Below are 17380 nucleotides of genomic sequence, written 5' to 3' on the forward strand. Positions count from 1 at the left end.
CCTGACATCAGGAAGGGGGCGGGAGCCCATGGACGAAAAACATTTGCTGGCGAGAGCGCGCCGCGGCGAGGTGGCGGCGTTTGAAGAACTGGTGCGGCTGTATGAAAAGCGCGTTTACGCGGTCGCCCTGCGTTCGGCCGGCTCGCCGGAGGACGCGGCGGACATCGTGCAGGAGGTGTTCCTGCGCGCGTGGCGGTCGATCGAGTCCTTTCGGGGGGACAGCGGGTTTTCCACCTGGCTGTTCCGGATCACGATGAACCTGTGCGTCGATTTTGCGCGACACAAGCATGCGCAGCCGCAGACCCAGCCGCTTGTGGGAGAGGACGACGCGGAGCGCCCGATACCGGATACCGCCCCCACGCCGGAGGAGCATCTGGAGAACAGCGAGCTTGGGCGCGAGCTGGCCGCCGCGTTGGACGAAGTGAGCGGCGAGCATCGCCAGATCGTATTGCTGCGCGATGTATCCGGCTTGAGCTACACCGAGATCGCAGAGGTGCTGGAGATCAGCGAGGGAACGGTCAAGTCGCGCCTGTCGCGCGCGCGGCTTGCGCTGCGCACGGTTTTGCTGCGGCGGGGGAACCTTTTGCCGTCTACCGCGTCTAATGAATCGAAAGGAGGCGGGGACGCATGAGCGATAAGGAATATTATGAGCAGCTCTGCTCAAACAGCATTGACGGTACGCTGACTGATTCCGAACGGGAAAAGCTGGAGGCGCATCTGGCGGAATGTCCCTCGTGCGCCGCGCTGAAACAGGATTTGGAGCAGATGCACGCGCTGTTTTCGACCGAAGCGGCGCTTCCGGACGGGCTGCACGAAAAGATTATGCAGTGTGTGGAGCAGGAGGCGAAGTTGCGGGTCGTGCAGCCGGAAAAGCCGGCGCGCAGGCTGCCAGTATTCACTATGGTCGCGGCAGCGGCGGTCGTCGTGCTGGCGGTTCTGGGCGGCGGCGTGGGACAGGTGTTCGGCATGGTGAACATGGGCGCGGGCGTCAGCGCCTCGAACGCCTCCACGGCGGCAGGCGCTACGGAGGGCTTGGACATGAACGGCGGCGTGCGTGCGGCCGTAGAGGATGCTGCGGACCAGGCGGCGCTGGCGAAGGAGGAGAAGGCGGCGGATGCGTCGGCAGACGCCGGCGAAGCGCCGCCAGCGGAACCGGCGGCGCCGGAATCGTACAGCGTTCCGGAAAGCGGAGCGGAGAATCCGGCCGGAGAGGACGGCGGGGACCATGCGGACACGGCCGTGCCGGCTGGCGGCGGCGCGGTCGAGCCGCGGGATTCGGGGCCGGCGGTGATGCAGGCCGGCGGTGAGACGGAAGCATTTTCGTTGCCGGAAGCGTTGAGCGGCGTAAGTGTGGCGCACTGCTATCTGGCAAGCGGCACGGGCGAGCTGCCGGACATAGGCGGGGAACTGCTCTCCACGGATGAAACGGTATCTTATTTCCTGCTGGACAACAGCATGGCTACGATCCAAGACACCTTTAAGGCGCTGGAGGAAGCGGGCTTTGAAGTTTCCGCGTACGAAGGGCTGGGGCTGACGCTGGACAGCAAAGCGGAAAGCTGGCTCCTGATCGTGACCGTCGGATAAGGCGGCTGCGGAAAAGGGGGGATACGGAAAAATGGCGGTGCGGCCGCCATTTTTTTGTGCCTGCGGCCGCAGGGAATTAAATTTTGGAGGCTTTCACAAAAAAATTGCAGAAATTTTGTTCAAACGCTTGACTTTGGGAAATGCTTGTAGTAATCTATAAAGGCACCTGCAAAAGCAGGTAAAACGCGATGATGCCGGAGATTGCTGCCCTGTGCAGGTAACTTCGGCGGAGTAGGTCCGACAATCGGGCGGTTGAGATAACTGCTATCAGCCGAGAGGACAGAGTGCCTCCAGGCAAAAACGCAATGTTCCTGCGTAAATTCGGGACTTGCGGCGCGTGCGCCGCAAAGCCGATGGCCTGAACCACTTACGTTTCTTATTGTGACCGGATCGTTACACTATCAGTGCGCCCCGGTTATTTTCATGCCCGACCGTGATACGCACGGCGGGGTTGCAGTTTCTCTCCGTAGCGAGTCAAAACATTATTTAATGTATGGCACACATACGAGGAGGAAAACCAAAATGGCAAACGCACAGAAGATCCGCATTCGTCTCAAGGCGTACGACCACGAGTTGATCGACCAGTCCGCGGAGAAGATCATCGAGACCGCCAAGCGCAACGGCGCGAAGGTCTCCGGCCCGATCCCGCTGCCGACCGAGAAGCAGATCGTCACCATCCTGCGCGCGGTACACAAGTACAAGGATTCCCGCGAGCAGTTCGAGCGCCGCACCCACAAGCGCCTGATTGACATCATCAACCCGAATCAGGCCACCATCGAGGCGCTGACCACCCTCGACCTGCCGGCGGGCGTGGAGTTTGAGGTCAAACTCTAAACCCCTATAGGGGGCTTCAAAAGCCCCCTATATACGAAGGTCGGTTCCGGAAGAAACCGATCTTCGTTACCCGAATGACGCCGTCCAGGGCGGCTGGGTCGGGGTGTAAAAAGTCCGGCAAAGCTGGACTTTTTACGGGAAACCGCATGGCGGTTTCATCTTATGATTCCTTTTGTCAACAGGCAGACGGACTAACCCAACCGGCTGCTTGAAGCCCTGCCGCGATACGCGCGGCGAGGTCATGTTGGCGGCCAAATGCCGTCAACCAATAACCTTTAAGGAGGAAAAACACTATGCTGCAGAAAGCAATCATCGGCAAGAAGGTCGGCATGACCCAGATCTTCAACGCTGACGGCAAGGTCATCCCCTGCACGGTGATCGAGGCGGGCCCCTGCGTCGTCACCCAGCTCAAGACCGAGGAAAAGGACGGCTATAACGCGGTTCAGTTCGGTTTTGAGGATATCAAGGAGCGCAAGCTCAACAAGCCGGAGAAAGGCCACCTGAAGAAGGCGGGCGAGTCTCTGAAGAAGTATCTCAAGGAGTTCCGCTTCGCGGACTGCTCCACTTTCCAGCTTGGCGATGTGGTCAAGGCCGACATGTTCGTGGAAGGCGACTACGTCGACGTGACCGGCACTTCCAAGGGTAAGGGCTACGCAGGCGTTATCAAGCGCTTTAACGCGGGCCGCTCCCCGATGAGCCACGGCGCCGGCCCGATGCACCGTCATCAGGGTTCGATGGGCGCGTGTTCCGACCCGTCCAAGATCATGAAGGGCAAAATGATGCCCGGCCACTTGGGTGCCGAGCAGGTCACTGTTCAGAACCTGGACGTTGTCAAGGTTGACGCGGAGCTTAACCTGATCGCCGTTTGCGGCGCGGTTCCGGGTCCCAAGGGCGGCATCGTAGTGCTCAAGAACACCGTCAAGAATAACAAGGTTGCCAAGGGCGAGGCTGGCATCAGCAAGAACCCGCAAAAGGCTTCCGCGAGAAAGTAAGGGAAGGAGGAGCAACGAATGCCTACAGTAGCAGTTTTTGATATGACCGGCAAGAAGACCGGCGAGATGGAGCTTAACGAGGCCGTATTCGGCATCGAGCCCAACATGGCGGTTGTACACGCAGCGGTCAAGAATTACCTGGCCAACCAGCGCCAGGGTACGCAGTCCACGCTGACCCGCGCTGAGGTCCGCGGCGGCGGCATCAAGCCGTGGCGCCAGAAGGGCACCGGCCGCGCGCGTCAGGGCTCGATCCGCTCTCCGCAGTGGACGCACGGCGGTATCGCGCTCGGTCCCAAGCCGCGTTCCTACAATTACAGCCTGACCAAGAAGACCAAGCGCCTGGCCATGCTCTCCGCCCTGTCCGCCAAGGCGGCTGCCGGCGAGATCATTGTGATCGACGGACTGGATATGGGCGAGATCAAGACCAAGAGCTTCGCGGGCTTCCTCAAGTCTGTCGAGGCTACCGGCAAGAGCCTGGTCGTCACCCCCGAGGTCCGCACGAACGTCGTCAAGTCCGCGGCCAACATCCCGGGCGTCCGCACGACGATCGCGTCCACCCTCAACGTATATGAAATCCTCAACGCCGACAAGTTCATCATCGACAAGGCGGCTGTCGAGAAGCTCCAGGAGGTGTACGCATAATGAAGTTCGCTTACGACATTATCAAGAAGCCGGTTATCACCGAGCGTTCGATGGAAGGCCTGCAGGACAACAAGTACACCTTTGAGGTCGCTGCCGACGCAGGAAAGATTGAGATCAAAAAGGCCGTAGAGCAGATCTTCGGCGTCAAGGTCATGAAGGTCAACACCATTAAGCTGCCGGGCAAGTGGAAGCGCATGGGCGTCCACGTCGGTAAGCGTCCGGACGTCAAGAAGGCGGTCGTCACCCTGACCCCTGACTCCAAGAAGATTGAGATCTTCGAGAACATGATGTAAAAGCGTATAGGAGGGACTCCGTCCCCCTTATATAAGTAAAAAGTTTCGAAGAAACTTTTTACGATACTCCCTCTCGTCTGCACAGCGGACGAGGACGCGCCGCCGCGGCGCGATGAAATGACGCGGACATGGTTCGCGTGTGTATGGGGATGCCACCCCGATAAGATACAGAGTTATTAAGGAGTTGAAAATCCAAATGGCTATCAAGACTTTCAACCCGACGACGCCCTCACGCAGAAATATGACTGTGCTGTCCTACAAGGGCCTGTCCAAGGTGAAGCCCGAGAAGAGCCTTCTCGAAAAGGTCAAGAAGACCGCCGGCCGCAACAGCTATGGCCGCATCACCGTCCGCCACATCGGCGGCGGCAACAAGAAAAAGTACCGCATCATTGACTTCAAGCGCCAGAAGCTGGATATGCCGGCGACCGTCATGACGCTTGAGTACGACCCGAACCGCTCGGCCAATATCGCGCTCGTCCAGTATGAGGATGGCGAAAAGGCCTATATCCTCGCGCCGGACGGCCTCTCGATCGGCGACAAGGTCGTTTCCTCCAAGGATGCCGACATCAAGCCCGGCAACTGCCTGCCGGTTGAGTTCATTCCGGTCGGTACCATGATCCACAACATCGAGCTGTATCCTGGCAAGGGCGCGCAGCTGGTCCGTTCCGCTGGCGTTGGCGCGCAGCTGATGGCGAAGGAGAATGGCAAGGCGATGGTCCGTCTGCCCTCCGGCGAGCTGCGCTACGTCCGCCTCGAGTGCAAGGCGACGATCGGCGTTGTGGGCAACTCCGACCATGCCAACGTGCAGATCGGCAAGGCCGGCCGCACCCGCCACATGGGCATCCGCCCGACCGTCCGCGGTTCTGTTATGAACCCGTGCGATCACCCGCACGGCGGCGGCGAGGGTAAGAGCCCGATCGGCCGTCCGTCTCCGGTTACCCCGTGGGGCAAGCCGGCGATGGGCTACAAGACCCGCAAGAAGAACCACCGCACGGATAAGCAGATCGTGCGTCGTCGTAACGGCAAGTAAGAAAGGAGTTAACGTAATATGGGCAGAAGTGTCAAGAAAGGCCCTTTTGTGGCTCCTGAGCTTATCAAAAGAGTCGTTGAAATGAATGAAAAGGGCGAGAAGAAGGTCCTCAAGACTTGGTCCCGCGCTTCCACGATCTTCCCCGAGTTCGTCGGCCACACCTTCGCGGTGCATGACGGCCGCAAGCATGTTCCGGTGTATGTCACCGAGGACATGGTTGGTCACAAGCTGGGCGAGTTTGCTCCCACCCGTACCTACAAGGGTCACGCGGGCAGCAAGACCTCCAATAACGGCAAGTAAGGAGGAGTTAAGGAAACATGGAAGCAAGAGCTATTGTACGCAACGTGCGCATGACCCCGCGTAAGGTCAAGCTGATCTGCGACCTGATCCGCGGCAAGGATGCGGGCGAGGCGATGGCCATTATCATGAATACCCCCAAGGCGGCCTGCGAGCCGATGGAGAAGCTCCTCAAGAGCGCGGTTGCCAACGCGGAGAACAACCATCACATGAACACCGACAAGCTGTACGTCAAGGAAGTACACGTCGGTCCCAGCCCGATCATGAAGCGCGTGATGCCGCGCGCCCAGGGCCGTGCGTTCAGAATCCTCAAGAGAACCTCGCACATCACGCTGGTTCTTGGCGAGAAAGAATAAGGGAGGGTAATCAATGGGCCAGAAAGTAAATCCGAACGGTCTCCGTGTCGGCGTTATCAAGAATTGGGATTCCCGTTGGTTCGCTAAGGACAATGTGTTCGGCGACCTCCTCGTGGAAGACTACAACATTCGTAAGGAACTGAAGAAGCGTCTGTACGACGCAGGCGTTCCGGCGATCGAAATCGAGCGTAAGAACGACGAGATCAAAATCATGATCCAGTGCGCGCGTCCCGGCATGGTTGTCGGCCGCGGTGGCGAGGATATCAAGAAGCTCGAGGAAGAGCTGACCCGCAAGTACGGCAAGAAGGTCCGCTGCTCGATCATCGAGATCAAGAATCCGGACACCAACGCGACCCTGGTCGCTGAGAACATCGCCGCGCAGCTTGAGAAGCGCATTGGCTTCCGCCGCGCGATGAAGCAGTCCATGGGCCGTGCGATGCGCATGGGCGCCAAGGGTATCAAGGTTTCCTGCGGCGGCCGTCTGGGCGGCGCGGAAATCGCCCGCACCGAGCACTATCATGAAGGCACCATCCCGCTGCAGACCCTGCGCGCGGATATCGACTATGGCTTTGCCGAGGCCGCGACCACCTATGGCCGCATCGGCGTAAAGGTTTGGATCTACAAGGGCGAGGTCCTCCACGGCGGTCCGCGTTTGGGCCGTTCGATCGAGGCTCCCAAGCCCGCTTTCGAGCGCCGCGAGCGTCGCGGTGGCCGTGACGACCGCCGTGGCGGCCGCCGCGACTTCAACCGTGGTAACGGCGAGCGCCGCGCGCCCCGCCAGGAAGGAGGCAACCGCTAATGCTGCTCCCCAAGAGAGTGAAATACCGTCGCGTGCATCGTGGCCGCCTCAAGGGCAAGGCCATGCGCGGCAACTTTGTATCCAACGGTGAGTACGGCCTGCAGGCCACTGAGCCGTGCTGGATCACCTCGAACCAGATCGAGGCCGCCCGTATCGCCATGACCCGCTACACCAAGCGCGGCGGTCAGGTATGGATCAAGATTTTCCCCGACAAGCCCGTGACCGAGAAGCCGGCCGAGACCCGAATGGGTTCCGGTAAGGGTTCGCCCGAGTACTGGGTCGCTGTCGTCAAGCCCGGCCGCGTGCTGTTCGAGATCGCCGGCGTTTCCGAGGAAGTTGCCCGCGAAGCGCTGCGTCTGGCCAGCCACAAGCTGCCGTGCAAGACCAAGTTCGTTGCCCGTGAGACCAAGAATGGCGGTGAAGCATGATGAAGGCATCTGAGATCAGAGAACTGACGGCCGAGGAGCTCGCCGCAAAGCTTGGCGACCTGAAGAAGGACCTCTTCAACCTCCGTCTTCAGCTCGCTACCAACCAGTTGGACAATACCAACAAGATCACCGAGGTCAAGCGCGACATTGCGCGCGTCAACACCGTAATCCGTGAGAAGCAGCTCGCGGAGAAGGCGTAAAGGGAGGGAAACGAATTGAGCGAAAGAGCATTACGCAAAACGCGAGTCGGCAAGGTCGTTTCCGACAAGATGGACAAGACCATTGTCGTCGCGATCGAGGATCGCGTAGCGCATCCTCTGTATAAGAAGGTTATTCCGCACACCTATAAGCTGAAGGCGCACGACGAGAACAACGAGTGCGGCATCGGCGACAAGGTAAAGGTGATGGAGACCCGCCCGCTGTCCAAGGATAAGCGCTGGCGCCTGGTCGAGATCATCGAGAAGGCAAAGTAAGGAGGAGAGCACATGGTTCAGCAGGAAACTTTTCTGCGCGCGGCTGACAACAGCGGCGCGAAGGAACTGAAGGTAATCCGTGTTCTCGGCGGCTCCGCACGCAAGTACGGCAATATCGGTGACGTGGTCGTCTGCTCGGTGCGTAAATGCACTCCGGGCGGCGGCGTGAAGAAGGGCGACGTGGTCAAAGCTGTGATCGTCCGCACCGTAAAGGGCCTGCGCCGCGCGGATGGCAGCTACATCCGCTTTGACGAGAACGCCGGCGTTATCATCCGTGACGATAAAAACCCCCGCGGCACCCGTATCTTCGGGCCTGTCGCGCGTGAGCTGCGTGACAAGGACTATATGAAGATCCTGTCGCTTGCTCCGGAAGTACTGTAAGGAGGTCGCCAACAAATGAATAATTTGCATGTAAAGACGGGCGACACCGCAGTCGTTCTTTCCGGCAAGGAAAAGGGCAAGCGCGGCAAGGTCCTGTCCGTAAACCCGAAGAAGGGGATGGTCGTGATCGAGGGTGTGAACATGATCAAGTGCCACACCAAGCCCCGCCGCCAGGGCGAGACCGGCGGTATCATCGAGCGCGAGGGCGCGCTGCGTGCCTGCAAGGTCATGCGCGTGTGTCCGAAGTGCAACAAGCCGACCCGTGTTGCGCACAAGTTTGCCGAGAACGGCGCGAAGCTGACGGTGTGCAAGCACTGTGGCGAGACGCTGTAAGAAGAGGAGGTTGCAATAAATGGTTCCGAATATGAAAGCGAAGTATACTGCGGACGTTGCGCCTGCTCTGATGAAGAAGTTCCAGTACAAGAGCACGATGCAGATCCCGACGATCGACAAGGTCGTCGTCAACGTCGGCTGCGGCAAGGAGGCCAACGGTAACGCCAAGGTCATCGAGTCCGTTGTTCGCGACATCGCTGCGATCACCGGCCAGAAGCCGGTCGTGACTCACGCCAAGAAGTCGGTCGCGAATTTCAAGCTCCGCGAGGGCATGCCGGTAGGCGTCAAGGTCACCCTGCGCCATGATCGTATGTGGGAGTTTTTGGATCGTCTGTTCAATGTTGCGCTGCCGCGCGTGCGCGACTTCCGCGGCATCAATGGCGACGCGTTCGACGGCCGCGGCAACTATGCCCTGGGCCTCAAGGAACAGCTGATCTTCCCGGAGATCTCCTACGACCAGATCGATAAGGTCCGCGGCATGGACATCGTTATCTGCACCACCGCGCAGACCGATGAAGAAGCGAAAGAGCTGCTCACGCTGATGGGCGCTCCGTTTGAGAAGTAAGGGAGGAGAATGATAAATGGCTAAGAAGTCGATGATCCTCAAGCAGCAGGCGAAGCCGAAGTTCTCTACCCGTGCTTACAACCGCTGCAAGATCTGCGGCCGCCCTCACGCGTACCTGCGTGATTTCGGCATCTGCCGTATCTGCTTCCGCGAGCTGGCCTACAAAGGCCAGATCCCGGGCGTGCGCAAGGCTTCCTGGTAAGCTTTGCGTCGATCAAAGGTTAGGCATATGCCCTGACTTTTGATGAAAACAGAAGCCTGCTTCTGTTTTCTATCCTAACTGCGCGCTTTCGCGCGAGAAGATTGCGAAAGCGGGCGCGCTATGCGCCCGCTTTTTTGCAGACTTTGCCGTATTTTGTCGGCAAAGACACTTTTATTGCGTTTTGACGGGAACGAAAGCCGAAAGTTTGATAAAAATATGCACTTTGTTGCTTGTCAGAACGTTCAAAAACATGCTATAATTAGTCGATAGCCCGCTCTGCGGGCTTATCGGCTGTTATAAAAAAACAGTTTCCCCGGCCGCTGTCTGTGGAAGGGCCACAGGCAGTGTAAAGAAAAGTGGGAGGCAAACAGGCCAATCAAGAGGGGACCCAACCCAGCCCCGCTCCGATTGCTGCACTACCCCCAAACTTCTTGAAAAGGAGAGCATTTATGCAGATCACTGATCCCATCGCGGATATGCTGACCCGTATCCGCAACGCCGGCAATGCTCGTCATGCCAGCGTGGACGTACCCGCGTCCAAAATGAAGAAGGCAATTGCCCAGATCCTGCTCGACGAAGGCTATATCAAGTCTTTTGAGACGCTCGAGGGCAACACGCAGGGCATCATCCGCATCACGCTCAAGTATGTGGACGGCCGCCAGAAGGCTATCTCCGGCCTTAAGCGCGTATCCAAGCCCGGCCTGCGTGTCTATGCCGGCGCACAGGAGCTTCCCAAGGTGCTCCGCGGCCTCGGCATTGCCATCATTTCCACGTCGAGAGGCGTCATGACCGACAAAAAGGCCCGCGAGCTGAACGTCGGCGGCGAAGTTCTCGCATTTGTATGGTAAGGGGAGGTATAAAATATGTCTCGAATTGGTAGAATGCCGATTGCCATCCCGTCCGGTGTGGAGGTCAAGATCGACGGCCACGTCGTAACGGTGAAGGGCGCAAAGGCAACCCTTACCCGCGAAATCCATCCGAACATGAATGTTGCGGTGGAGGGAAATGAAATCCTCGTCACCCGTCCGAACGACGACAAGCAGAACCGCGCGCTGCACGGCCTGACCCGCAGCCTGATCCACAACATGGTGGTGGGCGTGACCGACGGCTTCAAAAAGGAGTTGAGCGTGCAGGGTGTTGGCTACCGTGTCGCCAAGCAGGGCAAGGATCTGGTTATGAACCTCGGCTACTCGCATCAGGTTACGATGAGCGAAACCGACGGTATCACGATCGACGTTCCGAACCCGAACACGATCATCATCTCCGGTCCTGACAAGCAGAAGGTCGGCCAGTTTGCTGCGGAAGTCCGCGAAAAGCGCCCGCCGGAGCCCTACAAGGGCAAGGGCATCCGCTACGCTGACGAGTATGTCCGCCGCAAGGAAGGCAAGACCGGCGCGAAGAAGAAGTAAGGAAAGGAGAGGCGAAAAATGGTTTCGAAGAAGGATTCCAACAAGGCGCGTCTGCAGCGCCACAAGCGCGTGCGCGCAAAGATCAGCGGCACGGCCGAGCGTCCGCGTCTGGACGTTTACCGTTCTGCCAAGAATATTTATGCACAGGTCATCGACGATGTCGCCGGTGTCACCTTAGTCTCCGCCTCGACTGCCGAGAAGGACTTCACCGAGTACGGCGGCAACAAGGAAGCGGCCAAGAAGATTGGCATGCTGGTTGCCGAGCGCTGCAAGGCCAAGGGTATTGAGAACGTCGTGTTCGACCGCGGCGGCTATCTGTACCACGGCCGCGTGAAGGAGCTCGCGGAGGGCGCCCGTGAGGGCGGCCTGCAGTTTTAAGTCGGGAGGAGGTAAAACATGGCTCAGTTTAATAGAAACGATAAGCGCGAGGACGAGTTCTCCGAGAACGTCGTAGCGCTCAACCGCGTTGCCAAGACCGTAAAGGGCGGCCGTATCTTCAAGTTTGCGGCGCTGGTCGTCGTTGGCGATGGCAAGGGTACGGTCGGCTTCGGCTTGGGCAAGGCATCCGAAGTTCCGGACGCGATCCGCAAGGGCATCGAGGACGCCAAGAAGAACCTCGTCAAGATTTCCCTGAAGGGTACCACCATCCCGCACGAGGTTATCGGCGAGTTCGGGGCGGGCCGCGTTCTGCTCAAGCCCGCTGCCCCCGGTACCGGCGTTATCGCCGGCGGCGCGGTCCGTGCGGTCGTTGAGGCTGCCGGCATCAAGGACATCCGTACCAAGTGCCTGCGCTCCAACAACCCGCAGAACGTCGTTACGGCGACGATGGAAGGCCTGAAGAGCCTGCGCGACGCTGCCCAGGTGGCGGCGGTTCGCGGCAAAGCCGTAGAAGAACTGTAAGAAAGGGGTAACTCACAATGGCTAACATGAAGATTACCCTGAAAAAGAGCCTGGTCGGCCGCTTGGATAAGCACATTGCGACCGCTCATTCTTTGGGGCTTAAGAAGATCAACGATGTAACCGTTCAGCCGGACAACGCGCAGACGCGCGGCAAGGTTAAGCAGATCGGTTACCTGCTCGAAGTTGTAGAGGAGGCGTAACCCATGAAGCTTCACGAATTATCGCCTGCCGCAGGTTCCGTAAAGCCCGCTTACCGCAAGGGCCGCGGCGCCGGTTCCGGCAACGGCAAGACCGCGGGCCGCGGTCACAAGGGCCAGTGGGCTCGTTCCGGCGGCGGCGTCCGCCCGGGCTTTGAAGGCGGCCAGATGCCTCTGGCGCGCCGCCTGCCGAAGCGTGGTTTCAACAATATTTTCGGCACCACCTACGCACCGGTCAATGTTTCCGCTCTGGAGAAGTTTGAAGATGGCACCGAGGTCACCGCAGAAGCGCTGCGCGAGGCCGGTATCGTCAAGAATGCTCTCGACGGCATCAAGATCCTTGGCAACGGTACGCTCACCAAGAAGCTGACGGTTAAGGCCGCGGCGTTCTCGGCGTCCGCAAAGGAGAAGATCGAAGCCGCAGGCGGAAAGGCCGAGGTGATTTAAGGTGTTTCAAACCCTTAAAAACGCCTGGAACATGCCGGAGCTGCGCAAGAAGATCCTGTATACGCTGTTTATCCTGCTGATCTTCCGCTTTGGCTCCTGCATCCCCGTGCCGTTCATCAACACCGAGCTGCTGGCGACCTACTTTGAGCAGTCGCAGGTGGCGGGGTCGATGCTCGGTTACCTTGATATGTTCACCGGCGGCGGTCTGTCCAACGCGACGATCTTCGCCATGTCCATCACGCCGTATATCAACGCGTCCATTATCCTGCAGCTGCTGACCGTTGCCATCCCCGCGCTTGAGCGTATGGTCAAAGAAGGCGGCGAGGAGGGGCGCAAGAGGATCGCTTCCTGGACCCGCTATGTCGCGGTTGTCCTCGGCCTTCTGCAGGGCTTCTCCTACTATGCGCTGCTGCGCAGCAACGGATTCCTGTCCAACACGAGCGTCCTTGCCGCGGCCGCGATCATCCTGACGTTCACCGCGGGTACCGCGCTGATCATGTGGCTGGGCGAGCACATCACCCAGAACGGCATCGGCAACGGTATCTCGATCATCCTGTTCGCGGGCATCGTTTCCCGCGGCCCGTCGCTGATCCGGACGCTGTACAACCTGTTCAAGCAGGGCGGCGGCAGCATTATTTCCGCGTTGCTGATGATCGTCATCGGCTTGGCCGTTGTCGTGTTCATCGTGTTCATGTCCAACGCGGAGCGCCGCATTCCAGTGCAGTACGCCAAGCGCGTGGTCGGCCGCAAGATGTACGGCGGCCAGTCCACCCACCTGCCGATCAAGGTCAACGCGTCCGGCGTTATGCCGATCATTTTCGCGTCGTCCATCCTGTCGCTGCCCCAGACCGTTTCGATGTTCTGGCAGCCGGCGGCCGGCACGGTCGGCTGGCATGTATTGAACCTGTTCTCGCAGTCCAACCCGTTCTATATTATTGTATACGGACTGCTGATCCTTGCGTTCGCGTATTTCTACGCTTCCATCCAGTTCAACCCGATCGAGATTTCCAACAACCTCAAGAAGAACGGCGGCTTCATTCCGGGCTTTCGTCCGGGCAAGCCGACGAGCGACTTTATCACCAAGGCGCTCGGCAAGGTTACCTTTGTGGGCGCGATCTTCCTGGGAATTGTTGCGATTCTGCCGTTGATCGTCGGCGCAATCTCCCCGAACCTCTCCAATGTGGCTCTGGGCGGCACGTCGGTCATCATCGTCGTCGGCGTTGCGCTTGATACCGTCAAGCAGCTGGAGGCACAGATGCTCATGCGCCACCACAAGGGCTTCTTGGAATAATGCTGGAGGCATACTGAAGTGAATCTGATTTTACTGGGCGCTCCGGGCGCCGGCAAAGGCACGCTTGCGTCCTATCTTGTGGAAAAGATGGGGGTGCCGAGCGTATCGACCGGCAATATTCTGCGCGAAGCGATCAAGAACAACACACCGCTCGGCCAGTCGGCCAAGCAGTTTATGGATGCAGGGCAGCTTGTACCGGACGGAGTCGTGATCGGCATGCTCAAGGAGCGCATTGCCGAGCCGGATTGTAAAAATGGCTTCATCCTGGACGGGTTCCCGCGTACCATCCCGCAGGCGGAGGCGCTGGATACGATCGCAACGATCGACTGCGCGCTTTCGCTGGAAGTGCCGGACGAGGTGATCGAGGGCCGTATGACCGGCCGCCGTGTCTGCCTCAAGTGCGGCGCGTCCTACCACATCAAGGCCAACCCGCCCAGACAGGCGGACACCTGCGATGTGTGCGGCGACAAGCTGCACATCCGCAAGGATGACAAGCCGGATGTGGTGCAGCACCGTTTGGCAACCTACCATGAGCAGACCGAGCCGCTCAAGGATTACTATGGTAAGCAGGGCAAGCTCAAAAGCATCGATGGTACGCAGGGTATCCGCCAGACGGAGCAGATCGCCGTTCAGGCGTTGGGTCTGTAAGCTATGATCCATTTGAAGTCAGAAAAAGAGCTCGAACGGATGCGTGTCGCCGGCCGCATTACCGCGCTTGCGCGGAAAGCGGCGGCGGACGCGGTCCGTCCCGGCGTCACGACAGGCGAAATCGACCGGATCGTCCGCAAGACGATCGAGGACGCGGGCGCGAAGCCCTCGTTCCTCGGTTACGGCGGCTTTCCCGGCAGCGCCTGCGTATCGGTCAACGACGAGGTCATCCACGGCATCCCCTCAAAGCATCATGTGGTGCGGGAGGGGGATATCGTCAAAGTGGACGTTGGCGCCTATATTGGCGGCTACCACGGCGACTGCGCCTGCACCGTACCCTGCGGTGAGGTGTCCGAGGAGGCCAGGCGTCTGATCGAAGTGACCCGGCAGAGCTTCTATGAGGGTATCAAATTTGCCCGCGAGGGCTACCGCGTTTCCGATATCTCCGCAGCCGTGCAGGCCTATGTGGAGAAAAACGGCTTTTCGGTGGTGCGCGCTTACGTCGGCCACGGCGTAGGGGAGAACCTGCACGAATCACCCGAAGTACCGAATTTCGGCCATCCGGGCCATGGAATCCGGCTGCAGCGTGGTATGACTATCGCAGTGGAACCCATGGTCAATGTGGGTGTGTATGACGTCAAGGTCCTGCCGGACGGCTGGACCGTCAAAACCAGGGACGGGAAGCTGTCCGCCCACTATGAGAACACGATCGCCATTACAGATGGCGAGCCGGAGATACTAACCAGCATCGACGGTGAGGTGTTGTAATGGTGGAGGCCCACACAGCCGATATCGTGCTGTCGCTGACCGGCAGGGACAAGGGCAGGCTCATGCTTGTCATGGCGGAAGAGGGGGATTTTCTTCTGCTGGCAAACGGGCGCGCGCGCAGAGCGGAAAGTCCCAAGCGCAAGCGCCGCAAGCATGTGAGCTACCAGGGGCCGAGTGACGGGCGTACGGCGCGCAAGCTGCTGGAGTCCGGCCGCCTGACCAACAGCGACATACGCAAGGCCCTTTCCCTTTGGACAGGGGACGAGGACGCAAATTGACCGAGGAGGGTAATACACATATATGGCAAAAGATGATGTAATCGAACTCGAAGGTACCGTCATAGAGGCGCTGCCTAACGCGATGTTTCAGGTGGAACTGCCCAACGGCCATAAGATACTGGCTCATATTTCAGGCAAGCTCCGCATGAACTTTATCCGCATTCTTCCCGGCGACAAGGTCACCGTTCAGATGTCGCCCTACGACCTGACCCGCGGTCGTATCACTTGGCGTTCCAAGTGACCCAAAAGCGGGCGGAGGCGCGTATGTGACCCGAGCGCCAGCGGTCGCCGGTTTTCCGGTGTCCCATCCCACCAAAATTTTTGATGGAGGTAAAATGTCATGAAGGTAAGACCATCTGTTAAGCCGATCTGCGAGAAGTGCAAGATCATCCGCCGCAAGGGCAAGGTCATGGTTATCTGCCAGAACCCGAAGCATAAGCAGAAGCAGGGCTAAAAATCTTATAGGGGACTTCAAAAGTCCCCTATATACGAAAACAAGTTCGGGAGAAACTTGTTTTCGATACCCGAGCAGCGCGGCCCAAGGCCGCTGGGTCGGGGAGTCAAAAGCACGGGCGAGGCTCGCGCTTTTGATGAAAACGGCATGGCCGTTTTCTGATTGCATGCGCCGGACGGCGCGAATGTGTGAAGCGGTTTTTCTACCGTTTCCAGATAAATTGCCGCGCGTCATGGCGCGGGATGATGGTTTACGCGAACACGACAAGCACGCGCGGGCGCGCGGCGCTGCAGGGGCGGAGGCGGTCCCTACACTGTGTTTGCCAACACGCCTCAGTGTAAACAAATCGGAGGTTTTATAAAGTATGGCACGTATTGCCGGTGTTGACCTTCCCCGCGAGAAGCGCGTGGAGATCGGCCTGACCTACGTCTTCGGCATTGGCCGCAAGACGTCCAACGAAATCCTTGCCAAGACCGGTATCAATCCCGATACCCGCGTCAAGGACCTGACCGAAGAAGAAGCCGCCAAGCTGCGTGAAGTAATCGACCGCGACTACAACGTCGAGGGCGACCTGCGCCGCGAGATCGGCCTGAATATCAAGCGTTTGGTTGAAATCGGCTGCTACCGCGGCCTGCGCCACCGCCGCGGCCTGCCGGTACGCGGCCAGCGCACCAAGACCAACGCCCGTACCCGCAAGGGTCCCAAGAAGACCATTGCGAACAAGAAGAAGTAAGGAGGGGAACGTATAAATGGCTAAGGTACAGCAGAAAAAGGGCGCGGCGACCCGTACGCGCCGCCGCGAGCGCAAGAACATTGAAAAGGGCGCGGCTCACATCCGTTCCTCTTTCAACAACACCATCGTTACCATTACCGACCTGAACGGCAACGCAATTTCCTGGGCTTCCTCTGGCGAAATGGGCTTCCGCGGCTCGCGTAAGTCCACCCCGTTCGCCGCGCAGACCGCGGCTGAAACCGCCGCGGCCGCCGCGATGGAGCACGGCCTGAAGACGGTTGAGGTTTACGTTAAGGGACCGGGTTCCGGCCGCGAGGCTGCGATCCGCGCGCTGCAGGCCGCGGGGCTTGAGGTCACCATGATTAAGGACGTGACCCCGATCCCGCACAATGGCTGCCGTCCGCCCAAGCGCAGAAGAGTATAATAAGGAGGAAACCAATCAATGGCTAAGAATACACAGCCCGTTCTCAAGCGCTGCAAGACGCTTGGTCTCTCCCCCGCGGTACTTGGTTACTCCAAGTCCACCAAGCGCCAGCCCAAGCAGTCCCGCCGCAAGCAGTCCGAATACGGCATGCAGCTCAACGAGAAGCAGAAGGTAAAATTCATCTATGGCGTGCTCGAGAAGCAGTTCCATGCTTACTATGAGAAGGCCGAACGTAAGCAGGGCATCACCGGTGAGATCCTGCTTCAGGAGCTTGAGCGCCGCCTGGACAACGTCGTATTCCGCATGGGCTTTGCGAACACCCGCCGCGAGGCGCGCCAGCTCGTCAACCATGCGCACTTCACCGTAAATGGCAAGCGCGTCAATATCCCGTCCTATCAGGTCAAGCCGGGCGATGTTGTCGCGGTCTGCGAGAAATCCCGCAGCTCCGCCAAGTTCAAGACCCTGCTGGAGGAGAACGGCAAGAAGCAATGCCCCAAGTGGATCGACAAGGCCAAGGATTCCTTTGAGGGCAGGATCGCCTCGATGCCGGCGCGTGATGACATCGATTATGATGTATCCGAGCACCTCATCGTCGAGTTGTACTCGAAGTAACAGACCCTCG

Annotated in this window: 32 protein-coding genes; all 32 read left to right on the plus strand. The window is 59.1% G+C overall.

The features are described 5' to 3' along the window. Window positions 1-28: 28 nt before the first annotated feature. The 32 genes from DBQ51_RS11260 to rpsD all read left to right on the plus strand — a co-directional run bounded on the left by DBQ51_RS11260 (window position 29) and on the right by rpsD (window position 17370). Window positions 29-631 carry an RNA polymerase sigma factor gene (locus DBQ51_RS11260; RefSeq protein ID WP_054326976.1) on the plus strand — a complete coding sequence of 201 codons (603 nt, stop codon included), beginning with the start codon at window positions 29-31 and terminating at the stop codon, window positions 629-631. Continuing rightward, a complete protein-coding gene (locus tag DBQ51_RS11265) occupies window positions 628-1584 on the plus strand; it encodes an anti-sigma factor family protein (RefSeq protein ID WP_107631614.1) in 957 nt (318 codons plus the stop codon). Before DBQ51_RS11260 ends, DBQ51_RS11265 begins: the two co-directional genes overlap by 4 nt. Before the next feature lie 522 nt (window positions 1585-2106). Continuing rightward, the gene (gene rpsJ / locus DBQ51_RS11270; RefSeq protein ID WP_054326972.1) at window positions 2107-2418 is read left to right on the plus strand and encodes a 30S ribosomal protein S10; all 312 of its coding nucleotides are present in this window, start codon (window positions 2107-2109) and stop codon (window positions 2416-2418) included. A gap of 296 nt (window positions 2419-2714) precedes the next feature. Next, window positions 2715-3410, plus strand: coding sequence for a 50S ribosomal protein L3 (gene rplC / locus DBQ51_RS11275; RefSeq protein ID WP_054327053.1), 696 nt, complete (start codon window positions 2715-2717; stop codon window positions 3408-3410). 18 nt (window positions 3411-3428) lie between these two features. Next, window positions 3429-4052 carry a 50S ribosomal protein L4 gene (rplD, locus tag DBQ51_RS11280; RefSeq protein ID WP_054326971.1) on the plus strand — a complete coding sequence of 208 codons (624 nt, stop codon included), beginning with the start codon at window positions 3429-3431 and terminating at the stop codon, window positions 4050-4052. Beyond that, window positions 4052-4345: a 50S ribosomal protein L23 gene (gene rplW / locus DBQ51_RS11285; protein ID WP_054326970.1), complete on the plus strand. Its 294-nt coding sequence runs from the start codon at window positions 4052-4054 to the stop codon at window positions 4343-4345. The genes rplD and rplW overlap by 1 nt, the downstream gene beginning before the upstream one ends. Before the next feature lie 196 nt (window positions 4346-4541). Then, a complete protein-coding gene (gene rplB, locus DBQ51_RS11290; protein ID WP_054326969.1) occupies window positions 4542-5375 on the plus strand; it encodes a 50S ribosomal protein L2 in 834 nt (277 codons plus the stop codon). Window positions 5376-5393: 18 nt separating this feature from the next. Next, entirely contained in the window at window positions 5394-5675 is a 282-nt protein-coding gene (gene rpsS / locus DBQ51_RS11295) for a 30S ribosomal protein S19 (RefSeq protein WP_054326968.1), read from the plus strand. A 17-nt stretch (window positions 5676-5692) separates the two neighbouring features. Then, window positions 5693-6028: a 50S ribosomal protein L22 gene (rplV, locus tag DBQ51_RS11300; RefSeq protein WP_107631615.1), complete on the plus strand. Its 336-nt coding sequence runs from the start codon at window positions 5693-5695 to the stop codon at window positions 6026-6028. Window positions 6029-6041: 13 nt separating this feature from the next. Further along, window positions 6042-6827 (plus strand): 30S ribosomal protein S3, encoded by a 786-nt coding sequence (gene rpsC, locus DBQ51_RS11305; RefSeq protein WP_054326966.1) that lies wholly within the window; start codon window positions 6042-6044, stop codon window positions 6825-6827. Next, on the plus strand, window positions 6827-7255 hold the full coding sequence (gene rplP / locus DBQ51_RS11310; protein WP_054326965.1) for a 50S ribosomal protein L16: 429 nt from the start codon (window positions 6827-6829) through the stop codon (window positions 7253-7255). The genes rpsC and rplP overlap by 1 nt, the downstream gene beginning before the upstream one ends. Beyond that, window positions 7255-7455, plus strand: coding sequence for a 50S ribosomal protein L29 (rpmC, locus tag DBQ51_RS11315; RefSeq protein ID WP_054326964.1), 201 nt, complete (start codon window positions 7255-7257; stop codon window positions 7453-7455). Before rplP ends, rpmC begins: the two co-directional genes overlap by 1 nt. A 15-nt stretch (window positions 7456-7470) precedes the next feature. Further along, a complete protein-coding gene (gene rpsQ, locus DBQ51_RS11320; RefSeq protein ID WP_054326963.1) occupies window positions 7471-7728 on the plus strand; it encodes a 30S ribosomal protein S17 in 258 nt (85 codons plus the stop codon). 12 nt (window positions 7729-7740) lie between these two features. Beyond that, a complete protein-coding gene (gene rplN, locus DBQ51_RS11325) occupies window positions 7741-8109 on the plus strand; it encodes a 50S ribosomal protein L14 (protein ID WP_054326962.1) in 369 nt (122 codons plus the stop codon). A 15-nt stretch (window positions 8110-8124) separates the two neighbouring features. Continuing rightward, the gene (gene rplX / locus DBQ51_RS11330) at window positions 8125-8442 is read left to right on the plus strand and encodes a 50S ribosomal protein L24 (RefSeq protein WP_054326961.1); all 318 of its coding nucleotides are present in this window, start codon (window positions 8125-8127) and stop codon (window positions 8440-8442) included. Window positions 8443-8461: 19 nt separating this feature from the next. Beyond that, window positions 8462-9007, plus strand: a complete 546-nt coding sequence (gene rplE / locus DBQ51_RS11335; RefSeq protein ID WP_054326960.1) for a 50S ribosomal protein L5 — start codon at window positions 8462-8464, stop codon at window positions 9005-9007. A gap of 16 nt (window positions 9008-9023) precedes the next feature. Next, window positions 9024-9209 (plus strand): type Z 30S ribosomal protein S14, encoded by a 186-nt coding sequence (locus DBQ51_RS11340; RefSeq protein ID WP_031475639.1) that lies wholly within the window; start codon window positions 9024-9026, stop codon window positions 9207-9209. Window positions 9210-9658: 449 nt separating this feature from the next. Then, on the plus strand, window positions 9659-10057 hold the full coding sequence (gene rpsH, locus DBQ51_RS11345; protein WP_054326959.1) for a 30S ribosomal protein S8: 399 nt from the start codon (window positions 9659-9661) through the stop codon (window positions 10055-10057). 15 nt (window positions 10058-10072) lie between these two features. Continuing rightward, complete coding sequence (rplF, locus tag DBQ51_RS11350) at window positions 10073-10618, plus strand: 50S ribosomal protein L6 (RefSeq protein WP_054326958.1); 546 nt, start codon at window positions 10073-10075, stop codon at window positions 10616-10618. 18 nt (window positions 10619-10636) lie between these two features. Continuing rightward, complete coding sequence (gene rplR, locus DBQ51_RS11355) at window positions 10637-10996, plus strand: 50S ribosomal protein L18 (RefSeq protein ID WP_054326957.1); 360 nt, start codon at window positions 10637-10639, stop codon at window positions 10994-10996. A gap of 18 nt (window positions 10997-11014) precedes the next feature. Beyond that, window positions 11015-11518 (plus strand): 30S ribosomal protein S5, encoded by a 504-nt coding sequence (rpsE, locus tag DBQ51_RS11360; RefSeq protein ID WP_054326956.1) that lies wholly within the window; start codon window positions 11015-11017, stop codon window positions 11516-11518. A gap of 17 nt (window positions 11519-11535) precedes the next feature. Beyond that, window positions 11536-11718 carry a 50S ribosomal protein L30 gene (gene rpmD, locus DBQ51_RS11365; RefSeq protein WP_031472218.1) on the plus strand — a complete coding sequence of 61 codons (183 nt, stop codon included), beginning with the start codon at window positions 11536-11538 and terminating at the stop codon, window positions 11716-11718. A gap of 3 nt (window positions 11719-11721) precedes the next feature. After that, entirely contained in the window at window positions 11722-12162 is a 441-nt protein-coding gene (rplO, locus tag DBQ51_RS11370; RefSeq protein WP_054326955.1) for a 50S ribosomal protein L15, read from the plus strand. Window position 12163: 1 nt separating this feature from the next. After that, on the plus strand, window positions 12164-13453 hold the full coding sequence (gene secY, locus DBQ51_RS11375) for a preprotein translocase subunit SecY (protein WP_054326954.1): 1290 nt from the start codon (window positions 12164-12166) through the stop codon (window positions 13451-13453). Between the two features lie 18 nt (window positions 13454-13471). After that, entirely contained in the window at window positions 13472-14101 is a 630-nt protein-coding gene (locus DBQ51_RS11380; RefSeq protein WP_054326953.1) for an adenylate kinase, read from the plus strand. A 3-nt stretch (window positions 14102-14104) separates the two neighbouring features. After that, complete coding sequence (map, locus tag DBQ51_RS11385; RefSeq protein ID WP_107631616.1) at window positions 14105-14869, plus strand: type I methionyl aminopeptidase; 765 nt, start codon at window positions 14105-14107, stop codon at window positions 14867-14869. Further along, the gene (locus tag DBQ51_RS11390; protein ID WP_054326951.1) at window positions 14869-15147 is read left to right on the plus strand and encodes a KOW domain-containing RNA-binding protein; all 279 of its coding nucleotides are present in this window, start codon (window positions 14869-14871) and stop codon (window positions 15145-15147) included. The genes map and DBQ51_RS11390 overlap by 1 nt, the downstream gene beginning before the upstream one ends. A 22-nt stretch (window positions 15148-15169) precedes the next feature. Beyond that, window positions 15170-15388: a translation initiation factor IF-1 gene (gene infA, locus DBQ51_RS11395; protein ID WP_016148769.1), complete on the plus strand. Its 219-nt coding sequence runs from the start codon at window positions 15170-15172 to the stop codon at window positions 15386-15388. Window positions 15389-15487: 99 nt separating this feature from the next. Next, the gene (gene rpmJ / locus DBQ51_RS11400) at window positions 15488-15601 is read left to right on the plus strand and encodes a 50S ribosomal protein L36 (protein ID WP_031472205.1); all 114 of its coding nucleotides are present in this window, start codon (window positions 15488-15490) and stop codon (window positions 15599-15601) included. 364 nt (window positions 15602-15965) lie between these two features. Next, window positions 15966-16334, plus strand: a complete 369-nt coding sequence (rpsM, locus tag DBQ51_RS11405) for a 30S ribosomal protein S13 (RefSeq protein WP_054326950.1) — start codon at window positions 15966-15968, stop codon at window positions 16332-16334. Between the two features lie 16 nt (window positions 16335-16350). Continuing rightward, a complete protein-coding gene (gene rpsK, locus DBQ51_RS11410; RefSeq protein WP_054326949.1) occupies window positions 16351-16758 on the plus strand; it encodes a 30S ribosomal protein S11 in 408 nt (135 codons plus the stop codon). An 18-nt stretch (window positions 16759-16776) separates the two neighbouring features. Further along, complete coding sequence (gene rpsD, locus DBQ51_RS11415) at window positions 16777-17370, plus strand: 30S ribosomal protein S4 (RefSeq protein ID WP_054326948.1); 594 nt, start codon at window positions 16777-16779, stop codon at window positions 17368-17370. The last annotated feature ends 10 nt before the right edge of the window (window positions 17371-17380 follow it).

Source organism: Agathobaculum massiliense (assembly GCF_900291975.1).
Classification (GTDB): domain Bacteria; phylum Bacillota; class Clostridia; order Oscillospirales; family Butyricicoccaceae; genus Agathobaculum; species Agathobaculum ammoniilyticum.

Excerpts from the sequence above, each read along its gene's own strand:
- rpmC (WP_054326964.1), top strand. The coding sequence starts at position 7,255 with ATGAAGGCATCTGAGATCAGAGAACTGACGGCCGAGGAGCTCGCCGCA.
- rplR (WP_054326957.1), top strand. The coding sequence starts at position 10,637 with ATGGTTTCGAAGAAGGATTCCAACAAGGCGCGTCTGCAGCGCCACAAG.
- rpsH (WP_054326959.1), top strand. The coding sequence starts at position 9,659 with ATGCAGATCACTGATCCCATCGCGGATATGCTGACCCGTATCCGCAAC.
- rplE (WP_054326960.1), top strand. The coding sequence starts at position 8,462 with ATGGTTCCGAATATGAAAGCGAAGTATACTGCGGACGTTGCGCCTGCT.
- rpsJ (WP_054326972.1), top strand. The coding sequence starts at position 2,107 with ATGGCAAACGCACAGAAGATCCGCATTCGTCTCAAGGCGTACGACCAC.
- rpsM (WP_054326950.1), top strand. The coding sequence starts at position 15,966 with ATGGCACGTATTGCCGGTGTTGACCTTCCCCGCGAGAAGCGCGTGGAG.
- infA (WP_016148769.1), top strand. The coding sequence starts at position 15,170 with ATGGCAAAAGATGATGTAATCGAACTCGAAGGTACCGTCATAGAGGCG.
- map (WP_107631616.1), top strand. The coding sequence starts at position 14,105 with ATGATCCATTTGAAGTCAGAAAAAGAGCTCGAACGGATGCGTGTCGCC.
- DBQ51_RS11390 (WP_054326951.1), top strand. The coding sequence starts at position 14,869 with ATGGTGGAGGCCCACACAGCCGATATCGTGCTGTCGCTGACCGGCAGG.
- rplX (WP_054326961.1), top strand. The coding sequence starts at position 8,125 with ATGAATAATTTGCATGTAAAGACGGGCGACACCGCAGTCGTTCTTTCC.
- rplV (WP_107631615.1), top strand. The coding sequence starts at position 5,693 with ATGGAAGCAAGAGCTATTGTACGCAACGTGCGCATGACCCCGCGTAAG.
- rplB (WP_054326969.1), top strand. The coding sequence starts at position 4,542 with ATGGCTATCAAGACTTTCAACCCGACGACGCCCTCACGCAGAAATATG.
- rplW (WP_054326970.1), top strand. The coding sequence starts at position 4,052 with ATGAAGTTCGCTTACGACATTATCAAGAAGCCGGTTATCACCGAGCGT.
- rplF (WP_054326958.1), top strand. The coding sequence starts at position 10,073 with ATGTCTCGAATTGGTAGAATGCCGATTGCCATCCCGTCCGGTGTGGAG.
- DBQ51_RS11340 (WP_031475639.1), top strand. The coding sequence starts at position 9,024 with ATGGCTAAGAAGTCGATGATCCTCAAGCAGCAGGCGAAGCCGAAGTTC.
- rplD (WP_054326971.1), top strand. The coding sequence starts at position 3,429 with ATGCCTACAGTAGCAGTTTTTGATATGACCGGCAAGAAGACCGGCGAG.
- rpsE (WP_054326956.1), top strand. The coding sequence starts at position 11,015 with ATGGCTCAGTTTAATAGAAACGATAAGCGCGAGGACGAGTTCTCCGAG.
- rpmJ (WP_031472205.1), top strand. The coding sequence starts at position 15,488 with ATGAAGGTAAGACCATCTGTTAAGCCGATCTGCGAGAAGTGCAAGATC.
- DBQ51_RS11265 (WP_107631614.1), top strand. The coding sequence starts at position 628 with ATGAGCGATAAGGAATATTATGAGCAGCTCTGCTCAAACAGCATTGAC.
- rpsC (WP_054326966.1), top strand. The coding sequence starts at position 6,042 with ATGGGCCAGAAAGTAAATCCGAACGGTCTCCGTGTCGGCGTTATCAAG.
- rpsS (WP_054326968.1), top strand. The coding sequence starts at position 5,394 with ATGGGCAGAAGTGTCAAGAAAGGCCCTTTTGTGGCTCCTGAGCTTATC.
- rplP (WP_054326965.1), top strand. The coding sequence starts at position 6,827 with ATGCTGCTCCCCAAGAGAGTGAAATACCGTCGCGTGCATCGTGGCCGC.
- rpsD (WP_054326948.1), top strand. The coding sequence starts at position 16,777 with ATGGCTAAGAATACACAGCCCGTTCTCAAGCGCTGCAAGACGCTTGGT.
- rpsK (WP_054326949.1), top strand. The coding sequence starts at position 16,351 with ATGGCTAAGGTACAGCAGAAAAAGGGCGCGGCGACCCGTACGCGCCGC.
- DBQ51_RS11260 (WP_054326976.1), top strand. The coding sequence starts at position 29 with ATGGACGAAAAACATTTGCTGGCGAGAGCGCGCCGCGGCGAGGTGGCG.
- rpmD (WP_031472218.1), top strand. The coding sequence starts at position 11,536 with ATGGCTAACATGAAGATTACCCTGAAAAAGAGCCTGGTCGGCCGCTTG.
- rplN (WP_054326962.1), top strand. The coding sequence starts at position 7,741 with ATGGTTCAGCAGGAAACTTTTCTGCGCGCGGCTGACAACAGCGGCGCG.
- rplO (WP_054326955.1), top strand. The coding sequence starts at position 11,722 with ATGAAGCTTCACGAATTATCGCCTGCCGCAGGTTCCGTAAAGCCCGCT.